At 62.4% G+C, this 19,136-nt stretch carries 12 protein-coding genes and 1 tRNA gene; 5 read left to right on the top strand and 8 right to left on the bottom strand.

The window, feature by feature from the left end:
• Position 1 precedes the first annotated feature (1 nt).
• On the top strand, positions 2–1,654 hold the full coding sequence (betA, locus tag NKJ35_RS11865) for a choline dehydrogenase (RefSeq protein WP_352647171.1): 1,653 nt from the start codon (positions 2–4) through the stop codon (positions 1,652–1,654).
• A 59-nt stretch (positions 1,655–1,713) separates the two neighbouring features.
• A complete protein-coding gene (betB, locus tag NKJ35_RS11860) occupies positions 1,714–3,177 on the top strand; it encodes a betaine-aldehyde dehydrogenase (RefSeq protein ID WP_352647169.1) in 1,464 nt (487 codons plus the stop codon).
• On the opposite strand, the gene NKJ35_RS11855 is transcribed toward betB, so the two are convergent.
• Both NKJ35_RS11855 and NKJ35_RS11850 read right to left on the bottom strand, forming a co-directional pair.
• The gene (locus NKJ35_RS11855) at positions 3,141–5,411 is read right to left on the bottom strand and encodes an AGE family epimerase/isomerase (protein WP_352647167.1); all 2,271 of its coding nucleotides are present in this window, start codon (positions 5,409–5,411) and stop codon (positions 3,141–3,143) included. The two genes, betB and NKJ35_RS11855, sit on opposite strands and share 37 nt — an antisense overlap.
• Positions 5,412–5,428: 17 nt before the next feature.
• On the bottom strand, positions 5,429–6,943 hold the full coding sequence (locus tag NKJ35_RS11850) for a phosphomannomutase/phosphoglucomutase (RefSeq protein ID WP_502904635.1): 1,515 nt from the start codon (positions 6,941–6,943) through the stop codon (positions 5,429–5,431).
• A gap of 205 nt (positions 6,944–7,148) precedes the next feature.
• On the opposite strand from NKJ35_RS11850, the gene NKJ35_RS11845 reads away from it, so the two are divergent.
• A tRNA-Pro gene (locus NKJ35_RS11845) sits at positions 7,149–7,225 on the top strand.
• A 70-nt stretch (positions 7,226–7,295) separates the two neighbouring features.
• On the opposite strand, the gene NKJ35_RS11840 is transcribed toward NKJ35_RS11845, so the two are convergent.
• From NKJ35_RS11840 to NKJ35_RS11825, 4 genes are all read right to left on the bottom strand, one after another.
• Positions 7,296–8,915, bottom strand: a complete 1,620-nt coding sequence (locus NKJ35_RS11840) for an ABC transporter ATP-binding protein (protein ID WP_352647163.1) — start codon at positions 8,913–8,915, stop codon at positions 7,296–7,298.
• A 3-nt stretch (positions 8,916–8,918) separates the two neighbouring features.
• Entirely contained in the window at positions 8,919–10,037 is a 1,119-nt protein-coding gene (locus NKJ35_RS11835) for an ABC transporter permease (protein ID WP_254819905.1), read from the bottom strand.
• A complete protein-coding gene (locus NKJ35_RS11830; protein WP_352479493.1) occupies positions 10,030–10,953 on the bottom strand; it encodes an ABC transporter permease subunit in 924 nt (307 codons plus the stop codon). Before NKJ35_RS11830 ends, NKJ35_RS11835 begins: the two co-directional genes overlap by 8 nt.
• A gap of 163 nt (positions 10,954–11,116) precedes the next feature.
• Positions 11,117–12,709 carry a peptide ABC transporter substrate-binding protein gene (locus tag NKJ35_RS11825; RefSeq protein ID WP_352479492.1) on the bottom strand — a complete coding sequence of 531 codons (1,593 nt, stop codon included), beginning with the start codon at positions 12,707–12,709 and terminating at the stop codon, positions 11,117–11,119.
• Positions 12,710–13,089: 380 nt separating this feature from the next.
• Between NKJ35_RS11825 and NKJ35_RS11820 the strand changes: the two genes are divergently transcribed.
• Both NKJ35_RS11820 and NKJ35_RS11815 read left to right on the top strand, forming a co-directional pair.
• Positions 13,090–13,569 carry a TadE family protein gene (locus NKJ35_RS11820; RefSeq protein ID WP_352647161.1) on the top strand — a complete coding sequence of 160 codons (480 nt, stop codon included), beginning with the start codon at positions 13,090–13,092 and terminating at the stop codon, positions 13,567–13,569.
• 45 nt (positions 13,570–13,614) lie between these two features.
• Entirely contained in the window at positions 13,615–15,354 is a 1,740-nt protein-coding gene (locus NKJ35_RS11815; RefSeq protein WP_352647408.1) for a pilus assembly protein TadG-related protein, read from the top strand.
• Positions 15,355–15,370: 16 nt separating this feature from the next.
• Here the strand turns inward: NKJ35_RS11815 and bglA are convergent, their stop codons facing one another.
• Together bglA and glgX are read right to left on the bottom strand one after the other, a co-directional pair.
• On the bottom strand, positions 15,371–16,999 hold the full coding sequence (gene bglA, locus NKJ35_RS11810; protein WP_352647159.1) for a beta-galactosidase BglA: 1,629 nt from the start codon (positions 16,997–16,999) through the stop codon (positions 15,371–15,373).
• Entirely contained in the window at positions 16,989–18,995 is a 2,007-nt protein-coding gene (gene glgX / locus NKJ35_RS11805; RefSeq protein WP_352647157.1) for a glycogen debranching protein GlgX, read from the bottom strand. Before glgX ends, bglA begins: the two co-directional genes overlap by 11 nt.
• Between the last annotated feature and the right edge of the window lie 141 nt (positions 18,996–19,136).

Raw genomic sequence — 19,136 nt, 5'->3', positions numbered from 1 at the left:
CATGCTTGAAGCGGATTTCGTCATTATCGGCTCCGGCTCGGCCGGCTCGGCCATGGCCTACCGGCTGTCGGAGGACGGCAAGCATTCGGTCATCGTCATCGAATATGGCGGCAGCGATATTGGGCCGCTGATCCAGATGCCGTCGGCGCTGTCGATCCCGCTCAATATGAGCCTCTACGATTGGGGCTTTGCCAGCGAGCCCGAGCCGCACCTCGGTGGCCGCGTGCTGGCGACGCCGCGCGGCAAGGTCATCGGCGGTTCGTCGTCGATCAACGGCATGGTCTATGTGCGCGGCCATGCCCGCGACTTCGACCACTGGGCCGAACAGGGCGCGGCCGGCTGGGGGTTTGCCGACGTGCTCCCCTATTTCAAGCGCATGGAGGACAGCGCAGGCGGCGAGGATGGCTGGCGCGGCCATGGCGGCCCGCTGACTGTGCAGCGCGGCTCGAGGACGAACCCACTCTATGGCGCCTTCGTCGAGGCAGGCCGTCAGGCCGGCTTCGAGCTGACCGACGACTATAATGGCGCGAAGCAGGAGGGCTTTGGGCCGATGGAGCAGACCATCCGCGGCGGCCGTCGCTGGTCGGCGGCTAGCGCCTATCTGAGGCCGGCGCTGAGGCGGAAAAATGTCATCCTGGTCAAGGGTTTCGCCCGGCGGGTGATCATCGAGAATCAACGCGCCACCGGCGTCGAGATCGAAGCGCGCAAACGGATTCAGGTGGTCAGAGCGCGGCGCGAGGTGATCGTTGCCGCGTCCTCGATCAACTCGCCCAAGATCCTGATGCTGTCCGGCATCGGCCCCGGCCAGCACCTTAGGGAGAACGGCATTCCGGTGATCGCCGACCGGCCGGGTGTCGGCCGCAATCTGCAGGATCATATGGAGCTCTACATCCAGCAGGAATCGACAAAGCCGATCACGCTGAACTCCGTCTTGAACCCGTTCTCGAAGGCGCTGATCGGGGCACAATGGCTGTTCTTCAAATCCGGCCTCGGCGCCACCAACCATTTCGAGGCCGCCGCCTTCGTGCGCTCGCGCGCTGGCGTCGACTATCCCGATATCCAGTATCACTTCATCCCGGCCGCGGTCCGCTATGACGGCAAGGCGGCGGCCAAGGCGCATGGTTTCCAGGCGCATGTCGGGCCGATGCGGTCGAAGTCGCGCGGTTCGGTCACGCTGCGCTCGCCCGATCCCAAATCGAAGCCGATGATCCGCTTCAACTACATGTCGCATCCGGACGACTGGAAGGAGTTCCGCCACTGCATCCGGCTGACCCGCGAAATCTTCGGGCAAGCGGCCTTCGATCCGTACCGCGGCAAGGAACTGTCGCCGGGTTCGCATGTGCAGTCCGATGAGGAGCTCGACGCCTTCATTCGCGACCACGCCGAAAGCGCCTACCACCCTTGCGGCACCTGCAAGATGGGCCGTGCCGATGATGCGATGAGCGTGGTCGATCCGGAATGCCGCGTCATTGGCGTCGAAGGGCTGCGGGTCGCCGATTCCTCGATCTTCCCGCGCGTCACCAACGGCAATCTCAACGCGCCGTCGATCATGACTGGCGAGAAGGCCGCCGACCACATTCTCGGGCGCACGCCGCTGCCACCTTCCAACCAGGAACCATGGATTAATCCGCGCTGGCAGGTGTCGGACAGATAGGCCATGATCCGGCGGACGCATATTCCGCATGCCGCGACAAGACGATTTGGAGAACAGTCATGCGCGCCCAACCAACGGCATCGCATTATGTCAACGGCCGCTATATCGACGACGAGCGCGGCGCAGCGCTGCCGGTCATCTATCCGGCAACCGGCGAGGCCATCGCCATGCTGCGCTCGGCGACGCCGAACGTGCTGGAGCTCGCGATCGAGGCGGCGCGTGCAGCACAACCGGCCTGGGCGCGGCTGAAGCCGGTCGAACGCGGCCGCATCCTGCGCCGTGCCGCCGACATTCTGCGCGCGCGCAATGCCGATCTGGCGCGCATCGAGACGCTGGATACCGGCAAGCCTATCCAGGAGACGCTGGTTGCTGACGCCCCGTCGGCGGCCGACTGCCTGGAATATTTCGGCGGCGCCGTCGCCGCCTTTAATGGCGAGGCCGTCGATCTCGGCGGACCCTTTGCCTATACCAGGCGCGAGGCGCTCGGCGTCTGCGTCGGCATCGGCGCCTGGAATTACCCGATCCAGATCGCCGGCTGGAAGTCCGCACCGGCCCTCGCCATGGGCAACGCAATGGTGTTCAAGCCCTCGGAGAACACGCCGCTTTCAGCGCTGGCGCTTGCGGAGATCTATACCGAGGCAGGGCTACCGGACGGGCTGTTCAATGTCGTGCAAGGTTTCGGCGATGTCGGCGCCGGGCTTGTCGGACATGATGTCGTCGCCAAGGTCTCGGTGACCGGCTCGGTGCCGACCGGCCGCAAGGTGCTGTCGCTCGCCGGCTCGAAGATGAAGCACGCGACGATGGAGCTCGGCGGCAAGTCGCCGCTGATCGTCTTCGAAGATGCCAACCTCGAAAATGCCATCGGCGGCGCGATGCTCGGCAATTTCTATTCGACCGGCCAGATCTGCTCCAACGGCACGCGGGTCTTCGTGCAGAGCGGCATCCATGACCGTTTCGTCGAGAGGCTGACCGAACGGACGAAGAAAATCCGCATCGGCGATCCGCTCGATCCGGACACGCAGATGGGGCCGCTGGTCTCGAGGGCGCAGCACGACAAGGTGGTCTCTTACATCGAGGCCGGCAAGCAGGATGGCGCGGTGCTCGCCTGCGGCGGCAATGTGCCTTCGCTGCAGGGTTTCCAGGGTGGCTTCTTCGTCGAGCCGACGGTGTTCACCGGTGTCACCGACATGATGCGCATAGCGCGCGAGGAGATTTTCGGGCCGGTGATGAGCGTGCTGAAGTTCGACAGCGAGGACGAGGTGATCGAGCGCGCCAACGATACCGAATTCGGCCTCGCCGCCGGCGTGTTCACCCGCGACCTGGCGCGCGCCCATCGTGTCATCGCCGAACTGCAGGCCGGCACCTGCTGGATCAACGCCTACAATCTGACGCCGGTCGAAATCCCCTTCGGCGGCTTCAAGCAGTCCGGCATCGGCCGCGAGAACTCGCTCGCGGCGCTAGCACTCTATTCGCAGCTGAAGTCGGTCTATGTCGAGACCGGGGATGTCGCCAGCCCGTACTGATCCTTGCGGGCCGTGCCGTCGAGATACTGGGTCAGCGCGCAGACGAGATGATAGAAGATGCTGGCCGGCACCTCGTTTGCCAGCGAGCGGCCACGCTCGTCGATGCGGTCGATCCACAGGCCGAGCGGTGCCGGATTGATGTGCCAGCGGAACAGCCGGCCGACCCGCGCCTCGATTTCCGGCTTCAGGTCGGGACCCCCCGAACCGTCCAGCGCGATCGCCGCCTTGATCGCTTCGGCCTGCGGCCAGCTGCGCGAGACGCGGTCGAGCGGCAGTCCTTGCCGCGAGACGGCGCCGTAGGCGAGGCCCGTGGCGCGGTTCAGGCCATTGGCGATCGCCGACGCGTAGAGCTTCCTGGCGAGGCCGGTCAAGTCGCTCTGGCGGCTGCGACCGGCGAAGTCGACCAGCAGCGAGGCCCATTCGAAATGATGGCCCGGTTCGGTCCAGGTGCCCTTCTCGCCAGGGGCCGGCCGCCATTCATGGTCGAAATACTCGCCAAGGGTCCAGCTTTCCGGGTCGAAGAAATGGCTGCGGAACAGATCGACGATGCGCGCGGCGCGGCGGAGATGAGCGCGCTCGCCGGTCGCCTGATGCCAGGCCAGGAACGCCTCGAGCAGATGCATGTGCGGGTTGGAGCGGCGCTCGCCCTCGCCGCTCGAGGTCTCGCGGAAGCCGGTCAGGCGTTCGTCCTCGAGATGCGCGTCGATGAACGCAAAGGTCTCCTCGCCAAGCCGCAACGCATCGGGATTGCCGCACATATGGGCATGCGCCAGCGCCAGGAGCACGCAGGAATGATCGTAAGCATCCTCGGCGCCGTCGGCGACGGTGCCGTCGATGTTGAGGGTGCGTACCCAGCCGCCATTGTCGGTACGTCCGTGCCTGGCCATGAATTCGAGGCCGTGGCTGATCAGCCGATCGGCCGGGCCGTTCCAGCCGCGCGCCTTGGCGACGGCGAAGGCGTAGATCTGCCTGGCCTGCGTGCGCATGCGTTTGGGTTTCATCAGCGGGGCGGCATCGAAGCCGAGCGCTTCGTGGAAACCGCCATGGCGCTCATCGACGCCGACCGTCGACCACAACGGCACCGTCTCCTCGAACAGCCAATGGTGCACGCGGCGCTGCCAGGCGCCGCTTTCGATGACGCGATCGTCGGCGGGCGTGAACCTGGTCTCAAGGCGACCGCTCTTTTCGAGCTGCTCGACTATTTTTTTGACATTCTGGCTGTGGCTCACCGGCGCGACGAAAGTGGCGTCGGCGGTCGACACGATGGCGACGTCCTTCAGGCCAATGGCCGACAGGAGGCGACCATCGCTGCGGATATAGGAGTTCTCGCAATCGATGGCGACAACATCGCCGACGATGACATTGCCCTGTCTGTCGGAGGGGCCGACGTCGAGCAGCGATTGCCAGGAGCCGAGATCGTTCCAGCGAAAGCCCGCCGGCACCATGGCGATGCCGCTGGCGCGCTCCATGATCGCATAGTCGATCGATGTCGATGGGATGGCGGCATAGAGCTCCAGAGGCATGTAGAGGCCCGAAAGGTCTGATGTCGCCGCCTGAAAGGCAGCCTCGGTGGCGCTCCAGATATCGGGCTGGAAAGCCATGAATGCGTCGCGCATGGCGCTGGCGCGAAACAGGAAGATGCCGGTGTTCCAATAGAAGTTACCGGCCTCGAGATAGCTCTGCGCCGTGGCGAGATCGGGTTTTTCGACGAAACGCGAGACGTCGCAGATGCCGTCCCGCTCGCCGGCCACCTCGATGTAGCCATAGCCGGTCTCGGGCTGCGCGGGCTTGATGCCGAAAACCACCAGCCTGCCCTCGCGCGCCGCCGCGGTGCCGGCTTCGACGCTCTGCCAGAATTGCTGCGCCGTCGCGATCTCGTGGTCGGACGGCACCACCAGCACCAGGCTGTCGCCGAATTCCGACAAGGTGCGCAGGCTTGCCAAGGCAACGGCCGCGGCAGTGTTGCGGCCGGTCGGCTCGAACAGCGGGCCGCCGCCGGAGAGCTCGAGACCGGCAATATCGGCATGAACGCGGTCGGCGTGCCTTTCCGAGGCAATCAGGAAGACCGGCGTTTCGCCCTCCGGCCGCGCGGTCAGCCGGCGCAGCGTCTTGGCCAGCATCGAGCCGTCGCCGGAAAAATCATGGAACTGCTTGGGATTGTCCTCGCGCGACAGCGGCCACAGCCGCGAGCCGACGCCGCCGCTCATCACAAAACTGACGATCCGTTCGGTCATGAAAACAAGCCTCGTGCTCAAAAGGTCTGATTGTAGGCGCCGACTTCGGGGCTGCGGCGCAGCACGGCATCGACGGCTTCGAACATCTGCCGGCGCCGCTCCGACGATACCGGGCTTTCGACCACCACGACAAGCTCCGGCTTGTTCGAGGATGCCCGCACCAGGCCCCAGGTGCCGTCCTCCGCCACGACCCTTACGCCGTTGACGGTGATCAGTTCGGCGATCTTCTGGCCGGCGAAGACCGCGCCGTCGTTCTTCATCTTGCGAAAATCGCCTACGACGCGCTCGACGACGCCGTATTTGAGCTCGTCGGCGCAGTGTGGCGACATGGTCGGCGTGCCGAAGGTCAGCGGCAGATCGCGATAGAGGTCGGCCATGCTGCTTTGCGGGCTGCGATCCAGCATCTGGCAGATGGCGATGGCCGTTACCAGGCCATCGTCATAACCGCGGCCGATCGGCGGATTGAAGAAGAAATGGCCCGATTTCTCGAAACCGGCGGCGGCGGCGAGTTCGGCGACGCGCCGTTTGATATAGGAGTGACCGGTTTTCCAATAGTCGGTGACCGCGCCATTTTCCCGCAACACCTTGTCAGTCATGAACAATCCGGTCGACTTGACGTCGACGACGAAAGTCGAGCCGGGATAGAGGTGCGAAATGTCGCGCGCCAGCATGACACCGACCTTGTCGGCGAAGATCTCGTTGCCCTCATTGTCGACCACGCCGCAGCGATCGCCGTCGCCGTCGAAACCGAGCCCGACATCGGCGCCCGTTTCCAGCACCTTGTCGCGAATGGCGTGCAGCATCTGCATGTCTTCGGGGTTGGGATTGTAATTGGGAAACGTATGATCGAGCTCGACGTCGAGCGGGATCACCTCGCAGCCGATCCTTTCCAGTGCCTCGGGAGCGAAAGCCCCGGCGGTGCCGTTGCCGCAAGCGGCCACCACCTTGAGCTTCCTGGAGATACGCTTTCCCGCTGTCAGATCGTCAAGGTAGGTTTTGCGGAAGTCCGCAACGAAGTCATAGGAGCCGCCACCGACAAGATCGAAATCGCCGGACAGCACGATCGCCTTCAACGCACTCATCTCCTCCGGACCAAAAGTCAGCGGGCGCGCCGCGCCCATCTTGACGCCGGTCCAGCCATTCTCGTTGTGCGAGGCAGTGACCATGGCAACGGACGGCGTGTCTAGCGCGAACTGGGCGAAATAAGCCATCGGCGACAGGGCCAGTCCGACATCCTTGACCCGTGCGCCGGCCGCCATCAGCCCGGAAACCAGTGCCAGCTTTATGGCAAGCGAATAGGAGCGAAAATCGTGACCGGTGACGATGTCGGGCCCGGCACCCAGGCGACGGATCAGCGTGCCGAGCCCCATGCCGAGCGCCTGGACGCCGATCAGATTGAGTTCCGGCGTTTCGTTCGAGCCGGGATGGCCGAACCACCAGCGCGCATCATATTCGCGAAACCCGGACGGCTTGATCAGCGCCGAGGTTTCAAACTCAAAAGTGTTTGGTCTGACATCGCTAACGATCTTCATCGACAAGGCTGCAAACTCCAGGCTGCTGAATCAGGTGCTTCGAGGCAAGGCGACGGTTACCCAGAAGCCCTTTAAGCCGTGTTTGTGCGACAGGAAACTGAAACCTGTATGACGTGGCGGCGAAAGCGAAAGAAATGCGACAGAAGCGCCTCCATTGACGCTTGCAGTAACCAAACGCGGCGGCTATAAGCCCGCGGTCTGGTCACGGAGTGTAGCGCAGCCTGGTAGCGCACATCGTTCGGGACGATGGGGTCGCAGGTTCAAATCCTGCCACTCCGACCAGAAAAAACAGCGGCTTAGCTGTTTTTGTTCCCGACACAACCACTATCCGCCGCAGTTCTGACCAATCGCGCTATGCGCTCAGGCGAAATCGCGTGACATCGATGGCCGCGGCCATCAGTGTCTGTGTATAGGTTGCCTGCGGATTGCTGAAGATCGCCTCGGCCGGTCCCTCCTCGACGATCTTGCCCTGTTTCATGACGATGATGTAGTCGGCCATGGCGCGCACGACGGCGAGGTCGTGGCTGATGAACAGATAGGACAGCTCGTGGTCGGCCTGCAGCTTGCGCAGCAATTCGACGATCTGCTTCTGCACGGAGCGGTCCAGCGCCGAGGTCGGCTCGTCCAGCACCACCACTTTAGGCTTGAGTATCATGGCGCGCGCAATGGCGATGCGCTGCCGCTGGCCGCCGGAGAATTCGTGCGGATAGCGGTTGCGCGTGTTCGGGTCGAGCCCGACTTCTAGCAATGCATCGACCGCGCGGAGATCGCGCTGCCTGCCCGACAGATTGGGCTCGTGGACCAGCAGCCCCTCGGTGATTATCTGGCCGACGGTCATGCGTGGCGACAGCGAGCCAAATGGATCCTGGAAGACGAGCTGTAATTCGCGCCGCAGCGGCCGCATCGCCTGGCGATCGGCGTGGGAAATGTCGCGGTCGCCAAGCCGGATGATGCCGTCGCTGGGCAGGAGCCGCAGCAAGGCGCGGCCGAGCGTCGATTTTCCCGAGCCGGATTCGCCGACGATGCCGATCGTCTGGTTGCGCTTCAGCCGTATCGAAATGCGATCGACAGCGCGCAGCAGCAGCGGCTCGCCGCCAAGAAATCCGCCGCCGATCTTGAAGGTCACCTCGACGTTCCTGCCTTCAAGCAGGACAGGGGCATTCGGCGGCGGCGGCGCCTTGGTGCCGGTCGGTTCGGCGGCAAGTAGCATCTTGGTGTAGGCGTGCTGCGGGTTGGCGAAGATCGCTTCCGCATCGCCCTCCTCGACCACCTCGCCATAGCGCATCACATAGACCCGATCGGCAAAGCGCCGGACGATGCCGAGATCGTGGGTGATGAAGACGATCGCCATGCCGAGCTTGCGCTGCAATTCGGCGAGCAGCATGAGGATCTGTGCCTGGATGGTGACGTCGAGCGCGGTCGTCGGCTCGTCGGCGATCAGTATGTCGGGGTCGTTGGCCAGCGCCATGGCGATCATGACGCGCTGGCGCTGACCGCCCGACAACTCGTGCGGATAGGATTTCATCCGCCGCTCCGGATCGGGAATATGGACCAGCCGCAGCAGCTTGAGCGCCTCCTCGCGCGCCGCCGCGGCGCCCAGCCCGCGATGCTTGCGGATCGGCTCGATCAACTGGTTGCCGATCGAATAGAGCGGGTCGAGCGAAGTCATCGGCTCCTGGAAGATCATGCTGATCTTGCGGCCACGGATCTTGTTGAGCTCGGGCTTGCTCAAGGTCAAAAGATTGCGGCCGCGATAATCGACGGTGCCGGTGGCCTCGCCGTTCGAGGCGAGCAGGCTCATCGCCGCCATCATCGTCTGGCTCTTGCCGGAACCGGATTCGCCGACGACGGCGACGGTCTCGCCTGATTTGACGTGGATATTGATGCCCTTCACCGCCTCCACCACACCGTCGAGGGTGCGGAAGCGGACCCGAAGGTCCTTGACGCTGAGGATGGTTTCGGAGGCAGCCATCTCTCAACGATCCTTCGGGTCGAGCGCGTCGCGCAGCCCATCGCCGACGAAATTCAGCGCGAACAGCGTGGAAACGAGAAAGAAGGCCGGGAATAGAAGCAGCCAGTTGGCCGAGCCGATGTTCTGGGCGCCGACCGAGATCAGCACGCCCCAGCTGGTCATCGGCTCCTGGACGCCGAGCCCGAGGAACGACAAAAAACTCTCCAGGATAATGACCTGCGGCACCAGCAGCGTCATGTAGATCACCACCGGCCCGAGCAAATTGGGGATGACGTGGCGCAGCAAAATGCCACGCTGTCCGACGCCCATCGCCTCCGCCGCCTGGACATATTCCTGCCGGCGGATCGACAGCGCCTGTCCGCGCACGATGCGCGCCATGTCGAGCCACAGCACCGCGCCGACGGCCAGGAACATTAGCACGAAGTTCCTGCCGAAAAACACCACCAGCATGATGACGAAGAAGATGAACGGCAAAGAATAGAGCACGTCGACGACACGCATCATCACCTCGTCGACCCTGCCGCCGGCAAGGCCGGCGGTGGCGCCGTAGAGCACGCCGATGACCACGGCCACAATGCCGGCAAGCAATCCGATGGCCAGCGATATGCGCCCGGCCATCAGCGTTCGCGATAGCAGATCGCGGCCGGTGTTGTCGGTGCCGAACAGGAAATATTGCTGCTTGATCGAGGCACTCATCACCATTTCGAGACCATCCGGCGATTTGCTCTCGATCTTTGTGTCATCAAAGGTATCGGAACGATCAAGGTAGCGAATGTTGCGGTCGTCGATCGGCTTGGACGATCTGACGGTAACGAACACACGGCTGCCCTCCTGCCGCCAATCCTTGATGTCGACGCGCATACGCCTGATCGCCTCATCGAGAGCGCCTTCGATCATGTCGGCCTGCGGATAGGCGGAGAAGCTCGGCGGCGTGCGCACATAGTCGGCATAGATGGTGGTATACTGGTGCGGCACGAAATAGGGCCCAAACACACTGATGACGGTGATGAAGGCAAGATAATACAGACTGAACATGGCCGCGCGATTGGCCTTGAGGCGCGCCCAGGCGTCACCCCACAGGGATCGGCCGACGACCGGTGCGGCAACTGCGATATCAGTCATAGCGCACCCTCGGATCGACGACACCATAGAGGACGTCGACGATCAGGTTGAAGACAATAGTGAAGAGCGCGATGACCACCACCGTCCCCATAACCAGAGTGTAGTCGCGGTTGAGCGCGGCAACGACAAAATGGCGGCCGATGCCCGGTATAGAGAAGATGGTCTCGACGATGATCGAGCCGGTGAGAAGGGCTGCAGCTGCCGGACCGGTAAAGGAGACGATCGGCAGGATGGCGCCGCGCAGCGCATGCTTGACGACGACTGACCAGTCGGACAGGCCGAGAGCGCGCGCGGTACGGATGTGATGCGAGTGCAGCGATTCGATCATCGAGCCGCGCATCAGGCGGGCAACGATGGCGATCTGCGGCAGAGCGAGCGTCAGCACCGGGCCGACCTTGTTGATGAGGGCTCCATCGCCCCAGCCACCGATCGGCAGCAGCTTCCAGGTCAATCCGAATACAAGCTGGATTACCGGGGCGATGACGAAGGTCGGAATGGTGCTGCCGGCGGTCGCCAGCGCGATCACCGAATAGTCGGCAAGCTTATTCTGGTTGAGCGCGGCAACGGTGCCGAGCACGCTACCGAGGAGCAACGCCAGAACGAGTGCCGAAGCGCCGAGTTGGATCGAGATCGGCAGGCCTTCCCTGAACAACTCGCCGACGGTGAAATCCGGCATGTTGTAGCTGGGACCGAAATTGCCGCGCAGAAGATTGCCCAGATAGTGGACGTACTGCAGCCAGAGGGGATCATTGAGGCCGAACTGGGCTTCGAGATTGGCCCTGATCTCGGGGCTCAGGCCCCGCTCCTGGTTGAACGGGCCGCCCGGCGCGACACGTATCAGGAAGAACGCTATGGTCACGATGACGAACAGCGTCGGAATGGCGGTCAGAAGCCGCCGGAATACGTAACGCAGCATCGGTGCCCCGCTTGATCCAGAGCGCGCGTCCAGCTGGACGATTGCGCTCTAGCCTTCAAATCTTCGCACCGACATTGCCGAAAATCTATTCCGATTCCCGGGCCGATGCGATGGCAAACCAGCGCCGCCGCGCATTGAGTTGCGCGGCGGCCCAGCTAAGGGATCAGTCCTTGCTGATGAAGCGGGACGGATGGATGTCCATCACATTGTCGTCGAAGCCATGCAGCTTCGAGGAAACGATATCGTGGTAGCTGTAGTAGAGAAGTGGTATCTCGCCGACATCGTCGACGAGGATGCGCTCGGCTTCGGCGAGTTTCTTCATACGCTCTTCGGGCTTGCCGCCCGCGGCGGCCGCCTCGTCCATGGCTGCCTCGAATTTCGGACTGTTGTAAACCGAATAGTTGTTGCCGCTGGCCTTGCGAGAGATGCCGAGAAAGGTCTCCGGATCCTTGTAGTCGGCGATCCAGGCGGCACGCGCCACGTCATAGTCACCCTTTTGCTCGAGGAAGGAGTAGTGGGTCTTGGTGTCGGTGTTGAGCAGCGTGACCTCGACGCCGAGCGGCTTCAGCTGTTCCTGGATGGCGACAGCGGTGTTCTTGTGGTTCTCCGAAGTGTTGTAGCGGATCTGCATCTTCAGCGGATGCTCGGGCGTATAGCCGAGCTTCTCCAGGATTTTCTTGGCTTCATCTTCGCGGTCGATCTGCGGCATGTCGGCGTATTTTGCCAGTGCCGGCGTGTAGCCTTCGATGCCCGGAGGTACCATCGAATAGCCGGGCAGCATCGAATTCTGCCAGACTTTTTCGGCCAGGAAGTCGCGATCGATCGCCATAGAGATGGCGTTGCGCAGTTCGACATTGTCCCACGGCGCCTTGTCGGTCTTGATCGCATAATAGTAGATGCCGAGATATGGCCCGACGCGGACCTGGTCGCCGAATTTGGCCTTGAGATCGGCGAGTTGTTCGGTCGGCAGGTCACCGTAACTGTCGAGTTCGCCGGCCTCGAACCGCTTCATCGCAGACGAGCGATCCTCGGTCGGGATGTAGTTGACCACGTCGAACTTGACGCTCGCGGCGTCCCAGAATTTCGGATTCTTGACCAGCTTCAGATGGTCGTTGGGAATCCACTCCGCCGCTGTAAAGGCCCCGTTGGAGACCAGCTTGCCTGCCTTGATCCAGTCGGCGCCAAGCTTTTCGATGGACGCCTTGTTAACCGGATAGGTCGCCTGATGGGTCAGCATCTCCAGGAAGTAAGGCGTTGGCGCCTTGAGCGTGACTTCGAGAGTATTTGCGTCAATCGCCTTGACGCCCATATCCTCCGGCTTGCCCTTCTTGGTGTTGACTTCCTCGGCACCCTTCACGGGATAGAGCATGGAAGCGTATTCGGCAGCGGTGGCCGGATCTTCCAGCCGACGGAACGAATAAACGAAGTCGTCCGCCGTCACCGGGCTGCCATCCGACCAGAGGCCGTCCTTGCGCAGCTTGAAGGTGTAGACAGTGCCGTCGTCGGAGACCGTCCAGCTTTCGGCGGCACCCGGAATGAGGTTCGTCTTCTGGTCGTGCATGACGAGGCCCTGGAACAGGTCGCGTATGATATCGGCTTCGTAGACCGTCGAGGTCTTGTGTGGATCGAGCGTCTCCGCTTCGGCGGCGGCTCCGCGGTTGTAGACGGTCTCGGCGAAAGCCGGCGTGTAGAACGTACCGGCGGCCAAGGCCATAGTCGTGGCGAGTACCGTCGCCTTCAGCACATGTTTCAACATGGAGTTCTCCCTAGACGTCGCCCTTCAGCCACGTCTCTAAGCGTTGACGCCCCGAAACCGATTGGCTGGTTCCTTTCGAGCGCGCAGCCGGTTCCCTTTCCGGCAGCTGGTGGCCAAACAGTAACGTGGAGATTTTTTATTTCAACAGTCTCTCGGGGTCACCCAAAGTAAGGCGCCGGATAGTCGCCTTGCGAACGGCCAATCAATGATCGAACCATGGGCTTGGCTGCGTTTCATCGCCCAGAAAACGCCCGTGCGTGGGAGATAATCTGGCGGATCATTTCAGTTTGCGGGAATGTCTTAATTGGTTCTTAGTCAACCACGGGTTACATATTTGGTCGGGTTCGGCACATCCCTCTTAAGTTCCGTGGACAAGGGCAATGGATAAGACAGACAGTAAAGCTGTCTCATTAGCGGCAAAAAACACGTGTGGAATAAGGACAAATCTACGCAAAATTGGAGATGAGTCCGGAACTTCCGCGATCGAATTTGCCCTGCTTTCACCGGTCTTCATCCTGCTCCTGCTCGGAATGGTTGCATATGGTATCTATTTTGGTGCAAGCAACTCCTTGCAGCAGATCGCCGCCGATGCCGCCCGCACTGCGATTGCCGGATTGAACCAAACCGAGCGCCAAGCGCTGGTGGCGAGTTTCGTCAAAAACAATGCCAGTGGATACCCGTTCGTCGATTCCGGCAAGCTGACATATCAGGCGACGGACAGCACGGCCGATGGAAATCAGTTCGTCGTGTCGATCCAGTACGATGCGAGCAACCTGCCGATCTGGAACCTGTTACCAAGCCTTGCGATGCCACAAACCACGATCTCACGCAGGTCGACCATAAGGATTGGAGGCATTTGAATGTCGCAGTTCTTGCTGAGGGGCATCGGGCGGATCGCTCGCTCGATGGTTGGCGACGAGAAGGCGAACTTTGCCGTCATGACGGCGCTGATAGCGCCATTCGCCCTGGGGCTTGCGGCCTTCGCCGTCGACGAAGGTTCGATCTACACGGAGCGCAGGGAAGCCCAGGCGATGACGGATCTGGCGGCGATCACCGCGGCGTCGAACATCAACAATATGGAAGCCGCGGCAGTAACCACGCTCAGTGACAACCGAATGCCCGGCATCATTGTTCAAAAGCCAGGTCAGACAATCGTCCCCACGGCTGGGAAAACCGTCGTGTCCGTCACCGGCGGTCGATACTCAGCGGCTTCCTCCGTTGGTGTCGACAAGCGCTTCGAAGCCGGTAAAACGCCGTACAACGCCGTTCGCGTCACTCTGCACAAAATCCCCGCCCGGTATTTCGCCAGTTCGCTCATCCCTACTCCGGTTATCGGCACCGAAGCCATTGCCAGCGTGACCCCGCAAGCGATGTTCTCGGTCGGGTCAAGGCTCCTCAGCGTCAATGGCGGCATCCTTAACGCGCTTCTAAGCAAGTTGCTGGGCGGCAACATCTCGCTCAGCGTCATGGACTACAACGCGCTGATCTCGGCCGACGTCAACGTGCTTTCGTTCGTCGATGCCCTTGCCGTACAGTTGCAACTGACAGGTGTCAGCTATTCCGACGTGCTGGCGTCAAAAGCGACGGTAGGCCAGATCGCGACCGCCATGGCCAATGCGTCCGGGTCGGGCAGCGCCAGCAAACTTGTGCTGCAGACGATCGCGTCAAGGGCCACGAACACGGTCAAGATACCCCTCAGTCATCTTATCGATCTTGGCCCGATCGGTAAGCTCGGCCTCGGGCAAAAGTCTCCCGGCTTTTCCGTCGACGCAAGCGCGATGGGCATGCTGGGTGCCGCCGCCTCGCTGGCCAATGGCTCAAACCAGGTCCAGGTGGATCTCGGCGCCACTATTCCGGGACTTACCTCCACTACGCTCGCCATCGCCATCGGTGAACCGTTGCAATATTCACCCTGGCTGGCCGTAGGTGAAAAAGGCACCGTGGTGCGCACCGCGCAGACACGAATCAAGCTGGTCACCACAGTCGGCATCGGCAATTCCAATCTCGGCGGCGGCATCAGTCTGCTGTCCGTCAATCTGCCTCTGCATGTCGAAGTCGCCTATGCGGAAGCCAAGCTGACTGACATCAGCTGCCCGACTGGCCGGCCGGATAGCATCAAGGTGTCGATCGCCGCGCAGCCTGGCGTGGCCTCGTTGCACCTAGCCGCCAGCGACGCCGACAACAATCCATCGGCCTTCGCCGATTTCAGCAATCCGCAATCGTTCTCCGATGCCACGATTGCCCAGGTAAGCGTGAAGCTTCTGCTGCTTACCCTCAATCTGCTCGATGTGAAGGGTTCTTCATCACTTGCCATCACCAACAACGATCCGACCACATTGACCTTCGACAGCACCGATATCGCCAACAAGACGATAAAAACTGTCGCCACAAAAAACCTGACGCAATCGCTCACGACATCGCTGGTCAGCGGCCTCTCGCTCTCCGTCAATGCACTGGGCCTCGGGCTGGACGTGACGGCCCTGCTCGGAACGGTTAAGCCGGCGGTGGTAACGGTTCTGAACGGCGTGACGGCGCCGGTCGACGCACTGGTCTACAACGTGCTTGCGGCGGTCGGCGTGCATGTCGGCGAGGCCGATGTGCGGGTTGTCGGCGCGACTTGCGGGCGCTCCGTGCTTGTTCAATGAGATGATGAAATAGAGCTCAGCCGATCTGGCCGAAGAAGCAGCCCAGCGGCGGCAGCGACAGAGTTCTTTCCTGCAAGACGCCGGCAGCACCGCCAAGATCTCTCGGCTCAATCGCTTCCAGATCCGGTGGCAATTGCCAGCCGGCCGGCTCGTCGGCGAAATTGAAGACACACAGCAGCTTTTCGTCACCGCCTTCGCGAATGAAAGCAAGGACGTCGCCTTCGGCATCGAGGAACCGGATCGAGCCTCGAACCAGCGCCGGATGCTGCTTGCGCAAGGCCAGCATCGCCCGGTAGCTCGCCAGGACGGAGGTTTGCTCGCCATTCTGGACGTCGACCGCCCGGGCGCGATGGCTTGCCGGGACCGGAAGCCACGGCTTGCCGGTTGAAAAGCCGGCATTGTCGGCGACAGCCTCCCAGACCATCGGCGTTCGGCACCCGTCCCGCCCCTTGATTGCCGGCCAGAAGCGGATGCCGAAGGGATCGCGCAAATCCTCGAACGCCAGTTCGGCCTCCTCCAGCCCGAGTTCTTCGCCCTGGTAAAGGCAGATCGATCCGCGCAAGCAGGAAAGCAGCACGATCGAGAATTTCGCCACCCTGTCCGGATCGCCGCCCGGCCTTGTCCATCGACTGACGTGGCGCACGACATCGTGGTTGGAGAACGCCCAGCAAACCCAGCCGTCGAACACCTTACTCTCGAAGGCCTCGACACAGCCACGCACATGCGACGCCGAGAATTGCGGGCCGAGCAGATCGAACGTGTAGGACATTTGGAGCTTGTCGCCACCGCCGGTATAGGCGGCGAGTGTCTGCAAGGAACGAGTTTCGTCGCCAATCTCGCCGACAGCGACGCGGCCTTCATACTCGTCAAGCAAGGCCCGGAAGCGCTTGAGAAAAGTAAGGTTTTCCGGCTGGCTCTTGTCGAACAGATGCTCCTGATAGAGATAGGGGCTGGTTGCCGTATTGGAGCCGGCGACGCTTTCCGCCAAAGGCGGGTTGCTGCGCAGCCAGCGGTCGTGGACGTAATAGTTGACCGTATCCAGCCGGAAACCGTCGACGCCGCGCTCGAGCCAGAACCGCACCGTTTCCAGCAAGGCGTCCTGCACCTGCGGGTTGTGGAAATTCAGGTCCGGCTGCGAGGCGAGGAAATTGTGCAGGTAATATTGCCTGCGCGTCGCATCCCACTCCCAGGCGGGTCCGCCGAAGAGCGACAGCCAATTATTGGGGGCGGTGCCGTCGGGCTTCGCATCGGCCCAGACGTACCAGTCGGCCTTGGGGTTGTCGCGGCTCGTGCGGCTTTCGACGAACCATTCGTGCCGATCCGATGAGTGCGACAGGACCTGGTCGATGATCACCTTCAGGCCGAGCCGGTGTGCCTCGGCAACCAGCGCGTCGAAGTCCTCTGATGTGCCGAACATCGGATCGACGGCGCAGTAATCCGAAACGTCGTAGCCCATATCGGCCATTGGCGACTTGAAGAAAGGCGACAGCCACACTGCGTCGACCCCGAGCGATGCGACATGGGCCAGCCTCGAGGTGACGCCGCTGAGATCGCCGCTGCCGTCGCCTGTCGTGTCCTGGAAGGAGCGCGGGTAAATCTGGTAGATGACGCAGCCGCGCCACCATTCGGCATTGTCAGCCATCATAGCTTCCCCCTGCGCGCTCCTGCCCGGCCCAGTGTTCAATCATGAACATGACCGTTCGCCCAGGCACCGGCCGTGAGATGTCGCCAGTGTCCGTTTCGATGGCTGGGCGCCAATGAAAACCCGCCCGTTCCGGCAGCGTGAACACGCAGGCTCGGCGGTCGCCATTGATGACCACCGCAAGGCGACCGTCCTCATTGCTACCGAGCACCATGACCAGCCGATGTCGCCCAGGGTCGTGCCAGGCTGCTTCATCGAGCGGCACGCCGGTTTCCGTCAGCCAGGCGACGTCAGGTATTTGCGAGCCGGCTGGCAGCTCTCCGGTCAGGAAGCTGGTGTCCGAAAGCGCCGGCGCGGCACGACGCATCCTGGCGAGCAGAGCCGTGTACCGCTCCAGCGCCCGGTCGCGCCCGGACCAGTCGAGCCAGGTAATGTCATTGTCCTGCGCGTAAGCGTTGTTGTTGCCGCGCTGCGTGCGGCCGAATTCGTCTCCGGCCGTCAGCATGATCGTGCCGCGCGAGGCAAAGAGCGTCGCCAGCAGCGCGCACCGGTCATCGAAACGGGCCGTAACGATTGACTGGTCGTCCGTCTGACCCTCGACCCCATTGTTCCAGGACAGGTTGTCATCGTGACCATCGCGGTTCTGTTCGCCGTTGGCCTCGTTATGCTTGTGCTCGTAGGCAACGATATCGGCCAGCGTCATGCCGTCATGCGCAGCGATGAAATTGAGGCTTCGGCTCGTTGTCTGGCCTGCTTTGGAAAAGACGTCGGACGAACCGGCAAGCCGCGTCGCCAGCGCACCGATCATGCCGCCGTCGCCGCGCCAGAAGCGGCGGATATCGTCACGGTATCTGTCGTTCCATTCTAGGAAGGGCGGCGGAAAATTGCCGAGCTGATAGCCATCCGGTCCGACATCCCAAGGCTCGGCGATCAGCACCCGGTCGCCAAGAACAGGGTCGTTGCGAATGGCGTTCAGCAGCGGCGCATCGGCGTCGAAAACGCCGTCGCCGCGGCCGAGGATCGGCGCCAGGTCGAAGCGGAATCCGTCGACACCAGCCCGCTGGACAAAGTGGCGAAGCGTGTCGAGGACCATGTCCCGGACGACCGGATGGTCGCAGGCCACCGTATTGCCGGTTCCGGTGTCATTGACCAGAGCGCCGTCGGCCTCGTGCCGGTAGTAGGCGCGGCTGTCTAGGCCGCGCAGCGACAATGTCGGGCCGAGCCGGTCGCTTTCGCCGGTGTGATTGAACACCAGGTCGAGAATGGTGCCGATGCCGGCCTCGCGCAGCGCGGCGACCGTTCCGCGCAACTCGGCCAGACCGCCGGGCGCCAGTCGCGGATCGAGCGCCATGAAGGTCACGGGATTATAACCCCAGGCGTTGCGCAGCCCGAGCGGCGGCAAATGCCGTTCGTCGATCGATGCCGTCACTGGCATCAACTCAACGGCTGCAACACCGAGTTTTTGCAGATGCTCTACAACAAGGGGGTGAGCGAGAGCTGCAATGGTGCCGCGCTGTTTCTCGGGGATGTCCTTATGCAGCTTTGTGAAGGCGCGTACCGGCACTTCGTAGATTAGGCCGCCGGGCCGAAACAGCGGCAGCAAGGCGGGCCAGGGTTCCGGCAAGGCGCCGGCAATCGCCTTCGGCATCAGCGGCGCGGTATCGACCCCCTCGCCCCGCCGCGCGGCCAGTCGGCCATCATAGGCATAGGGCCTGTCGATCTCGACGGCATAGGGATCGGCCAGCAGCTTGTCGGGATCGAACCAGAGACCGTGTTCCGGCGCGTAGTCGCCGTCGGCGCGGAATCCATATCGGGTGCGGGCGGTGAGACCGGCAACAAAAAGTGCGTGGACGCCGTCGCCCTCTGGCCGGAGTTCAAGCCGGTCGATCTCGCGGTTGCCGTGTTCGTCGAAAATCGAGACCCAGATGTGCCGAGCCAACGAGGACCATGCGGCGAAGCGGATGCCTTCTTTGGTGGTGGTTGCGCCGAGTTGGCTCATACGGCGTCTCCTTCTCCCCTTGTGGGAGAAGGTGGATCGGCGCGCAGCGCCGAGACGGACGAGGGGTGCTGGAAGAAACGAGGTATGGGCGATTTGAGCAAAGGTGTGCGCCAAGCTGGAACACCCCTCATCCGACCGAGC

This window comes from Mesorhizobium sp. M0136 (assembly GCF_040322515.1).
GTDB lineage: Bacteria > Pseudomonadota > Alphaproteobacteria > Rhizobiales > Rhizobiaceae > Mesorhizobium.
The sequence above is the reverse complement of the archived record's forward strand: the minus strand, read 5'-3'. Positions and strand labels throughout refer to the sequence as shown.

What these genes read in the sequence shown, in the direction of transcription:
- betA (WP_352647171.1), top strand. Translation starts at nt 2, where the DNA reads ATGCTTGAAGCGGATTTCGTCATTATCGGCTCCGGCTCGGCCGGCTCG.
- betB (WP_352647169.1), top strand. Translation starts at nt 1,714, where the DNA reads ATGCGCGCCCAACCAACGGCATCGCATTATGTCAACGGCCGCTATATC.
- NKJ35_RS11855 (WP_352647167.1), bottom strand. Translation starts at nt 5,411, where the DNA reads ATGACCGAACGGATCGTCAGTTTTGTGATGAGCGGCGGCGTCGGCTCG.
- NKJ35_RS11850 (WP_502904635.1), bottom strand. Translation starts at nt 6,943, where the DNA reads ATGAAGATCGTTAGCGATGTCAGACCAAACACTTTTGAGTTTGAAACC.
- NKJ35_RS11840 (WP_352647163.1), bottom strand. Translation starts at nt 8,915, where the DNA reads ATGGCTGCCTCCGAAACCATCCTCAGCGTCAAGGACCTTCGGGTCCGC.
- NKJ35_RS11835 (WP_254819905.1), bottom strand. Translation starts at nt 10,037, where the DNA reads ATGACTGATATCGCAGTTGCCGCACCGGTCGTCGGCCGATCCCTGTGG.
- NKJ35_RS11830 (WP_352479493.1), bottom strand. Translation starts at nt 10,953, where the DNA reads ATGCTGCGTTACGTATTCCGGCGGCTTCTGACCGCCATTCCGACGCTG.
- NKJ35_RS11825 (WP_352479492.1), bottom strand. Translation starts at nt 12,709, where the DNA reads ATGTTGAAACATGTGCTGAAGGCGACGGTACTCGCCACGACTATGGCC.
- NKJ35_RS11820 (WP_352647161.1), top strand. Translation starts at nt 13,090, where the DNA reads ATGGATAAGACAGACAGTAAAGCTGTCTCATTAGCGGCAAAAAACACG.
- NKJ35_RS11815 (WP_352647408.1), top strand. Translation starts at nt 13,615, where the DNA reads ATGGTTGGCGACGAGAAGGCGAACTTTGCCGTCATGACGGCGCTGATA.
- bglA (WP_352647159.1), bottom strand. Translation starts at nt 16,999, where the DNA reads ATGATGGCTGACAATGCCGAATGGTGGCGCGGCTGCGTCATCTACCAG.
- glgX (WP_352647157.1), bottom strand. Translation starts at nt 18,995, where the DNA reads ATGAGCCAACTCGGCGCAACCACCACCAAAGAAGGCATCCGCTTCGCC.